Genomic DNA, 8,721 nt, shown 5'->3' with positions numbered 1-8,721 from the left:
GTCCGGCCGGGGTCGGCGGCGTGCCCGGCGCGCTGCCCGGCATGCCGACGCTGAGCCCGGGGCAGATGGGCGCGCAGGGGGCGGCCACAGGCGACCCCGCCGCCGGCCTGCCGCCCCCGGTCTTCGACCAGCGCAGCCTTGCCGATGTGCCCGGCCAGCAGCGCGGCATGGAGCGGCGAGGCAGCGCGACCCAGGCGGAAGGCGGCCCGACCCTGGTTGCCCCGCTGGGCGACCAGCAGCGGCTGTCCGGCCCCGCCACCGCGGTGTTCGGCGCCGCGCTCTTCACCCAGACGCCGCAGGCTTCCTCCGACGCGCCCAACCCGAACTACGTGCTGGCGCCGGGGGACCGGGTCTCGGTCCGCGCCTGGGGTGCCGTCGAATCCGAACTCGTCGGCGCGATCGACCCCGCGGGCAACCTGTTCCTGCCGAACATCGGGCCGATTCCGGTCGCGGGCGTGCGGGTGGGCGACCTGCAATCGGTGGTCGAGGCCGAGATCCGCAAGGTCTATACGACGCAGGTGCAGGTCTACGCCTCGGTGATGTCGACGCAGCGCATCGGCGTCTTCGTCACCGGCTTCGTGCGTTCCCCCGGCCGCTACGCCGGCACGGCGTCGGACAGCGTGCTCGACTTCCTGGTGCGCGCCGGCGGCATCGATCCCGGCCGGGGGTCCTTCCGGGAGGTCACGGTGACGCGCGGCGGCGCGACGCTCGCCTCCATCGACCTCTATCGCTTCCTGCTCGAAGGCCGGCTGCCGGCGATCCGGCTGCAGGAAGGCGACACGCTCGTGGTCGGACGCCAGCGCGCGCTCGTCGGCGCCGACGGGGCGGTGCGCAACAACTACCTGTTCGAAAGCCCCGCGCGCAGCACGCTGTCGGGCCGCGACCTGATCGAGTTCGCGCGCCCCCTGCCCGCCGCAACCAACGCGGTGGTGCGCGGCGTGCGCAACGCGCAACCCTTCTCCCGCTACATGACCGTCGCGGAACTCGCGCAGCAGACCCTGCTCGACCAGGACACGGTGACCTTCGTCGCCGACGTCGCCACGCGCACCATCCGGGTGACCGTCGAAGGCAGCCGGCTCTATCCCTCGGTGCTGGTGGCCGACCGCGACATGACGCTGTGCCAGGTGCTCGACCACATCGCGGTCGATGCGGGCCTCGCGAACACCGAGGGCGTGTTCATCATGCGGCCCTCACTCGCACTCGCGCAGAAGCGCTCGATCGACGAGGCGCTCGACCGGCTGGAACGCCAGTTGTTCCTCTCCCCGGCGCCGACCGGCAGCGTGGCCGAAGCCCGCACGGCGGAAGCCAACCTCGTCTCCCAGTACATCGCGCGCGCGCGGCGCATCCAGCCGGAAGGCCGGCTCGTCGTCATGGGCGCGGATGGGCGCTGCGCGCCGCTCCGGCTCGAGGAAGGCGACATCATCGTCATCCCCGAACGCGCGCAGACGGTGATGGTGCAGGGCGAGGTCAACTTTCCCCAGGCCGTGGTCTGGCGCGAAGGCTGGTCGGTCGACCAGTACATCGAGGCCGCCGGCGGGCTGACCGCGCGCGGGGCGCGCAGCACGCTGATGGTGCGCCGCCCCTCCGGCCAGGCGATCCTCGAGCCGAGGGAGGCGCCGCGGCCGGGGGATGAGCTGATCGCCCTGCCCTATCTCGACCCGAAATACTTCCTGTTCGGGCGGGACCTGGTCACGGCGCTGTTTCAGATCGCGCTCGCCGCCCGCGTCTTCCTCTAGCGCGGCGGCGGGCGCCCGGCCGGACGGGGCGAAGCGCCGCGCGGTTCCCCTGGATCGGGCGCTGATCTAGGCTCGCCGCGATGCGACTTGCCCTGCTCGCCGACATCCACGCCAATCTGGAGGCGTTCCGCGCCTGCCTCGACCATGCGCGCGACCGTGGGGCGGACCGCATCCTGCTGCTGGGCGACCTTGTGGGCTATGGCGCGGACCCCGAGACGGTGCTCGACCTCGCAATCGACCTCGTCGCCGGCGGCGCGCTCGCGCTGCTCGGCAACCATGACGAGGCTGCGCTCGGGGGCGGTTCGACCGGCATGAACGACATGGCCGCGACCGCCATGGCCTGGACGCGGACACGCCTGACGGAGTCGCATCGGAGGTTCCTCGGCGCCCTGCCGCTGACGGAGGAGGAGGAAGGGCGGCTCTACGTCCATTCCGAGGGCTCGGCGCCGGCGTTGTGGCGCTACGTGTCGGATGCCGAAGCCGCGCGTCGCAGCCTGGAGGCGACGACAGCCCAGGCGACCTTCTGCGGCCATGTCCACCGCCCCGCGCTCTACGCGCTGGGGGAGACGGGCAAGGTGACGCCCTTCCGCCCGGTGGCCGGGGCGCCGGTGCCGCTGGCGCGCCACCGCCGCTGGCTCGCCGTGCTCGGCGCGGTCGGCCAGCCGCGCGATGCCGACCCCGCCGCCTGCTACATGATGCTGGAGACGGTGCCGCTCGTCGCGACCTGGCACCGCGTGCCCTATGACGTCGCGGCCGCGGCGGCGAAGATCCGGGCGGCGGGCCTGCCGCTCGGCCTCGCCGAACGCCTGCTCGTCGGCCGCTAGACGCCGTGCCGGGCCGCGTCATCGACGGCTTCACCGTCGCCGGCATCCGCCATGAGGGCGGCATGGCGGTGCTCTACGACGTGACGCATCCCGACCACGACCTGCCCATGCTGATGAAGGTTCCCCGCCTGCGGGAGGGGGAGGACCCCGCCGCGATCGTCTCCTTCGAGATGGAGCAGATGATCATGCCGCGCCTGACCGGGCCGCATGTGCCGCGCTTCATCGCGCAGGGCGGCTTCGACGCCGAGCCCTACATCGTGATGGAGCGGATCGGCGGCGAACCCCTGTCGCACCGGCTGCGCGCGCTGCCGCTGCCGCCGCCGGAGGTCGCCGCGATCGGCGCGGCCGTCGCCGACGCGCTGGACGACCTGCACCACCAGAACGTCATCCATCTCGACGTGAAGCCGGCGAACATCCTGTTCCGGGACAACGGCCAGGCGGTGTTGATCGATTACGGCCTCGCGCACCACGAAACCCTGCCCGACCTGATGGCGGAGGAATTCCGCCTGCCCTACGGCACCGTGCCCTACATGGCGCCCGAGCAGGCGCTCGGCATCCGCAGCGAATCGCGGAGCGACATCTTCGCCCTCGGCGCGCTGCTGTACCAGTTCGCGACCGCCGACCTTCCCTTCGGGGAGCCGCAGCACCTCAAGGGCGTCAAGGAGCGGCTGTGGCGGGACCCGGTGCCGCCGCGCCGGCGCCGCCCCGCCATCCCGCCCTGGCTGCAGGAGGTGATCCTGCGATGCCTCGAGGTGCTGCCCGAGAACCGCTACCCGACCGCGGCGCAACTCGCCTTCGACCTGCGCCACCCGGAGCAGGTCGCGCTCGGCCCGCGGGCGGAGAAGACGCGGCGCGACGGGTGGCTGACCGTGCTGCACCGCCGCTTCCGCCAGCAGGAACCGGTGGCGCGGCGGCTCGGCACGCGCACGCAGATCGCCGCGGCGCCGATCCTGGCCGTCGCAGTCGACTTCGCCGAGATGAGCGACGACCTCGCCGGCGCGTTGCGCAACCAGGTGCAGAAGATGCTGGCGAGTCGCCCGGGTGCGCGGCTCGCCTGCCTCAATGTCCTCAAGACCGCGCTGCTGTCGCTCGACACGACGCTCGACGAGCATGGCCGCAACCGCCATGTGCAGCGGCTGGTCGAATTGCAACACTGGGCGCGGCCGCTCGGCCTGGCGGAGGGGCGGGCGACCTTCCACGTGCTGGAGGCGGCGGACGTCGCGGACGCCATCCTGGACTACGCGCGGGCGAATCTGGTGGATCACCTGGTACTGGGCGCGCGGGCCAGCACGCTGCAGCGCCGCGTGCTCGGCAGCGTCTCCGGCAAGGTGGCGGCCGAGGCGCCGTGCAGCGTCACGGTGGTCCGGCGCCGAGGCGGCGATTGACCGGCGCGCCGCCGGCGCGCGTTCGGGCTCCGCCCTGCCTTGCGCCATCGGGCGCTTGATACGCACCCGGTCCAGGCCGCACACTCGCTCTCGAAACGGTGCGCGGCGCCCCTCCGGGCCAAGGCGTGACCCAGGCCGCCGGGGAGGCGCGATGACATCGCTGCGCGGGCTCGACCTGAACCTGCTCCTCGTCTTCGAGGCGCTGCACGAGACGCGCTCCGTCTCCCGCGCGGGGGAGAGGCTCGGCCTCAGCCAGTCGGCGACCAGCCACGCGCTCGCCCGGCTGCGGGAGGCGTGCCGGGACGAGTTGTTCCTGCGCACGCCGTCGGCCATGGTGCCGACGCCCGTCGCAAACCGCATCTTCCCCGACGTGCATGCGGCGCTCGACAGCCTCCGCCAGTCGGTCGAGGAGGCACGCGGCTTCGATCCCGCCAGCAGCACGCGGCGGTTCGAGGTCGCGATCCCCCACCCGCTCGGGCCGGCCTATGCCATGCGCATCCGCGACGCGGCAGCGGCCGAGGCGCCCGGCGTGCTGCTGCGCTTCGATACAAGGACGCTCGCCGACGACGCGCCGGGGCTGATGCGCGACGGCGTGCTCGACCTCGCGGTCGACTGGATCGCGGCGAGCGAGGACCGCTTCGTCAACAGGAAGCTGTTCGAGGACGGGCTCGTGATCGTCGCCCGCCGCGGGCATCCCCGCGCGTTCAAGGGCATGGGCTGGCGGGATTTGGCGAAGGAGGAGTTCGTGCGCAGCCATCGCCGCGCACCGGAACGCCGCCCGAAGGTGCTGCAGGGCAAGCTGTGGGACCTGATGGCCGAGAGCCGCCTGATCGTCAGCGAGTACCTGGAGGTGCCCTTCACCGTTTCCCGAACCGACTGCCTTGGCGTGCTGCCGCGCAGCATGGCCCGGATCGCGGAGGAGGAGTTCGGCATGATCGTCACCGACGTGCCCGGGCCGCAGATCCGCATCCCGATCTGGCTCGTCTGGCATGAGGGACGACGGCGCGATGCGGGCCATGCGTGGGTGCGCACGCTCGTTGCGCGGGAAGTGCAGGCGGCCGCGGCGGAGTCCGGCCTGCTCACCCTCGCCGCGGCGGCGAAATAAAGGCTGACTACGCCGCCGCCAGCCCGTGCTGTTCGCGCACCGGAAGGAAGCGGATCATCGGCCATTCCTCCTCCGCCCGGCGGCGGCGCCAGTCGGAGGTGAAGAAGGCGACCTGCTCCGCATCGTGGTCCTCGGCCATGTCCATGCGGTTCTGGGCGGCGAAGCGCTCGATCGCGGCGCGGTCCTCGCTCGCCATCCAGCGCATCATGGTCCAGGGCGCGGCCTCGAAGGAGGCCGGCACGCCGTATTCCGCGCGCAGCCGCGAGGCGAGCACATCCAGCTGCAGCAGACCCACCACGCCGACGATGGGCTGGGAGCCGTCGAGCGGACGGAACAGCTGCACCACGCCCTCGTCCGCCAGCTCGTCCAGCGCCTTGCGCAGCTTCTTGGCCAGCATCGGGTCGTCGAGCCGCACCCGGCGCAGATGCTCCGGCGCAAAGGACGGCACGCCCTGGAAGTTCAGCGCATCGCCCTCCGTCAGCGTGTCCCCGATGCGGATGCCGCCATGGGTCGCGATGCCGACCACGTCGCCCGGCCAAGCTTCTTCGGCCACCTGGCGGTCCTTGGCGAAGAAGAACAGCGGCGCGTTGACCGGCACCTGCTTGCCGGTGCGGACCTGCTTCAGCCGCATGCCCTTCTCGAGCCGGCCAGAGCAGATGCGCAGGAAGGCGACGCGGTCGCGATGCTGCGGGTCCATGTTCGCCTGGATCTTGAAGACGAAGCCGGCGAGCTTCGGCTCCTCTGGCCGTACCGGCCGCAGATCGGCCGCGCGCGGGCGCGGCGGCGGCGCAAAGCGCGCGAGCCCTTCCAGCAGGTGCGCCACGCCGAAATCCCGCAGTGCAGAGCCGAAATAGACCGGCGTGAGCGAGCCTTCCAGGAACTTCGCCTCATCGAAGGTGGCGCAGGCGCCGGCTGCCAGTTCCGCCTGTTCCCGCAGCGTCGCCGCGCGGTCGCCGGGCACGCGCGCCTCGATCGTCGGGTCGTCGAGGCCGGTGAGCGGGATGACCTCCTCGCTGTCCACCAGCCGCAGCGACGGGTGCAGCATGTCGTAGACGCCGCGCAGATCCGCCCCCTGCCCCACCGGCCAGGCGACGGGGGAGGCTTCGAGGGCGAGCGTCTTCTCGATCTCGTCCAGCAGGTCGAAGGGGTCCCGCCCCTCCCGGTCCATCTTGTTGACGAAGGTGATGATCGGGATGTCGCGCATCCGGCACACCTCGAACAGCTTGCGCGTCTGGCTCTCGATGCCCTTGGCGGCATCCAGCACCATCACGGCGGCGTCCACGGCGGTCAGGGTGCGGTAGGTGTCCTCGGAGAAATCCTCGTGGCCCGGCGTGTCGAGCAGGTTGAAGACGATGCCCTCCCGCTCGAAGGTCATGACCGAGGTGGCGACGGAGATGCCGCGCTCCTGCTCGATCTTCATCCAGTCCGACCGCGTCCGCCGGGCATTGCCCTTGGCGCGCACCTGGCCGGCGAGCTGGATGGCCCCGCCCTTGAGGAGGAGTTTCTCCGTCAGCGTCGTCTTGCCGGCGTCCGGGTGGGCGATGATGGCGAAGGAGCGGCGCCGCGCGGCCTCGGCGGCCACGCGGGGATCCGCGGGAAGGGGCATGTCCATGGCGGGCGGAACCTAGTGCCACCGGCCCCGTCGCGCCACCCCGGCGGCGCGGGGCACGCCCGTTTCGGCGCCACGCCTTGTTCATGCCGCCTTGGCATGGTCCGTTGTGCCAACGTCCGTCCTGCGAGGAATCGCCCCACGTGCCCTTGAAGCCCCTGAAGAAGGCCGTCCTGCCCGTCGCCGGCCTCGGCACCCGCTTCCTGCCCGCCACCAAGGCGATGGCGAAGGAAATGCTGCCCGTCGTCGACAAGCCGCTGATCCAGTACGCGGTGGAGGAAGCGCGCGCCGCTGGCATCGAGCAGTTCTGCTTCATCACCGGCCGCGGCAAGACCGCGATCGTCGAACATTTCGACGTGGCCTACGAGCTGGAACGCACGCTCGCCGACCGCAACAAGACCGCCGAGCTGGAGGCGCTGCGGGCGCAATCCATGGTCCCCGGCTCGATCGTGACGGTTCGCCAGCAGGTGCCGATGGGCCTCGGCCATGCCATCTGGTGCGCCCGCGCCTTCGTGGGCGACGACCCCTTCGCCATCCTGCTGCCCGACGACCTGATGCTGTGCGACACCTCCTGCACCGCCCAACTCGCCGCCGCCTACAAGGAGACCGAGGGCAACGTCGTCGCCATCGAGGAAGTGCCGCGCGAGAAGGTGAACCGCTACGGCGTGCTCGACGTGGCGGAGGACAAGGGCCGGCTGGTGTCCGTGAAGGGCCTGGTCGAGAAGCCGGCGCCGGAGGTCGCCCCGTCGAACCTCACCATCATCGGCCGCTACGTGCTGATGCCCGAGGTGATGGGCCACCTCGCCAAGCTCGAGAAGGGCGCGGGCGGAGAGGTGCAGCTGACCGATTCCATGGCCAAGCTGATCGGCAGCCAACCGTTCCATGGGCTGCGGTATGAGGGCAAGCGCTTCGACTGCGGCGACAAGGCGGGCTTCCTGGAAGCGCAGGTCGCCTTCGCGCTGCGCCGGCCGGACCTGGCGCCGGCGATGCGGGCGATCCTCAAGACCTATGGCTGAGGCGCGCCTGCCGGGCGGCATGCCCGACCCGGCGCGCGACCTGTCTGGCTATGGCCGCACGCCACCCGACCCGGCCTGGCCGGGGGGCGCACGGGTCGCTGTCTCCTTCGTCGTCAATGTCGAGGAAGGGGCGGAACTCTCCCTCGCCTCCGGCGATGAGCGGAACGAGGCCATCCCGGAATCCGGCCAGCTGATCGAGGGCGCGCCCGACCCCTGCATGGAAAGCCACTACGCCTATGGCGCGCGCGTCGGGCTGTGGCGGGTGATGGACATGCTCGACGCCTTCGGGGTGAAGGCGACCTTTTCCTGCTGCGGCCGCGCCGTCGCGCACACGCCGGTGCTGGCGGCGGCGCCTGCCGCCGGGGGGCATGAGGTCAGCGCCCATGGCTGGCGGTGGGAGATGCATGCCGGCATGGCCGAGGCGACCGAGCGCGCCGTGATCGCGAAGACCGTCGCGACACTCGCCGAGCATGCCGGTGCCCGGCCGGTCGGCTGGCACACCAAGTCCGCCTCCTCGGTCCATACGCGGCGGCTGCTGATGGAAAACGGCGGCTTCCTCTACGATTCCGACTGCTACGACGACGACCTGCCGCGCATCCTCCGCCGCCCGGACGGTCGCCCGCACGTCGTCCTGCCCTACGCCTTCGACACCAACGACATGCGCTTCCGCCCGGGCGCAGGCTTCATCCACCCCGAGGATTTCTCCCGCACCTGCATCGCCGCCTTCGACCGGCTGGTGAAGGAGGGCGGGCGGATGATGTCGATCGGGCTGCATCTGCGCACGATCGGCCGGCCATCGCGGATCGCGGGGCTCGAGCAGGTGCTCGAACATGTCGCGCGTGCGGGTGATGTCGCCTGGGTGGCACCGCGGCGCGACATTGCTGGGCACTGGGCCGCGCGCTTCGGGTAGGCGGCGGCGCGGGCATTTCGCCCGCGCGCCCGGCGGGGGCAGATCACCGCTACCCGGCCGAGGGCGTCCCGGCCCGGCCGGCGGCCTCCCTCGCGACCCCGCCAGCCTCCCCGCGGCGCTTCGTCAGCCCTGCGCG

General features: G+C 71.9%; 7 protein-coding genes. 6 read left to right on the top strand and 1 reads right to left on the bottom strand.

Features of this window, described 5'->3' with window-relative positions:
• The 4 genes from HW577_RS15195 to HW577_RS15180 form a co-directional block, all read left to right on the top strand.
• Positions 1-1,736 (top strand): polysaccharide biosynthesis/export family protein (locus HW577_RS15195; RefSeq protein WP_332837733.1); only part of this gene is annotated, 1,736 nt, incomplete at its 5' end.
• An 80-nt stretch (positions 1,737-1,816) separates the two neighbouring features.
• Positions 1,817-2,560 carry a metallophosphoesterase family protein gene (locus tag HW577_RS15190; protein ID WP_198376996.1) on the top strand — a complete coding sequence of 248 codons (744 nt, stop codon included), beginning with the start codon at positions 1,817-1,819 and terminating at the stop codon, positions 2,558-2,560.
• Positions 2,561-2,565: 5 nt separating this feature from the next.
• On the top strand, positions 2,566-3,945 hold the full coding sequence (locus tag HW577_RS15185) for a serine/threonine protein kinase (RefSeq protein ID WP_332837732.1): 1,380 nt from the start codon (positions 2,566-2,568) through the stop codon (positions 3,943-3,945).
• Between the two features lie 151 nt (positions 3,946-4,096).
• Entirely contained in the window at positions 4,097-5,050 is a 954-nt protein-coding gene (locus HW577_RS15180; protein ID WP_198376995.1) for a LysR family transcriptional regulator, read from the top strand.
• 7 nt (positions 5,051-5,057) lie between these two features.
• Here HW577_RS15180 and HW577_RS15175 read toward each other — a convergent pair whose 3' ends face one another.
• Positions 5,058-6,656: a peptide chain release factor 3 gene (locus tag HW577_RS15175; RefSeq protein ID WP_198376997.1), complete on the bottom strand. Its 1,599-nt coding sequence runs from the start codon at positions 6,654-6,656 to the stop codon at positions 5,058-5,060.
• Between the two features lie 146 nt (positions 6,657-6,802).
• On the opposite strand from HW577_RS15175, the gene galU reads away from it, so the two are divergent.
• Both galU and HW577_RS15165 read left to right on the top strand, forming a co-directional pair.
• Positions 6,803-7,675 (top strand): UTP--glucose-1-phosphate uridylyltransferase GalU, encoded by an 873-nt coding sequence (galU, locus tag HW577_RS15170; protein ID WP_332837731.1) that lies wholly within the window; start codon positions 6,803-6,805, stop codon positions 7,673-7,675.
• Positions 7,668-8,585 (top strand): polysaccharide deacetylase family protein, encoded by a 918-nt coding sequence (locus HW577_RS15165; RefSeq protein WP_198376993.1) that lies wholly within the window; start codon positions 7,668-7,670, stop codon positions 8,583-8,585. Before galU ends, HW577_RS15165 begins: the two co-directional genes overlap by 8 nt.
• Positions 8,586-8,721: the final 136 nt, after the last annotated feature.

Origin of the sequence: Neoroseomonas rubea (genome assembly GCF_016106015.1) — a bacterium.
GTDB lineage: Bacteria > Pseudomonadota > Alphaproteobacteria > Acetobacterales > Acetobacteraceae > Neoroseomonas > Neoroseomonas rubea.
Note: the sequence above shows the minus strand (reverse complement) of the source record. Positions and strands in the feature narration are given on the sequence as shown.

Bases quoted from the DNA above. Each gene is read 5' to 3' on its own strand.
- HW577_RS15190 (WP_198376996.1), top strand. From the start codon at position 1,817: ATGCGACTTGCCCTGCTCGCCGACATCCACGCCAATCTGGAGGCGTTC.
- HW577_RS15180 (WP_198376995.1), top strand. From the start codon at position 4,097: ATGACATCGCTGCGCGGGCTCGACCTGAACCTGCTCCTCGTCTTCGAG.
- HW577_RS15175 (WP_198376997.1), bottom strand. From the start codon at position 6,656: ATGCCCCTTCCCGCGGATCCCCGCGTGGCCGCCGAGGCCGCGCGGCGC.
- HW577_RS15165 (WP_198376993.1), top strand. From the start codon at position 7,668: ATGGCTGAGGCGCGCCTGCCGGGCGGCATGCCCGACCCGGCGCGCGAC.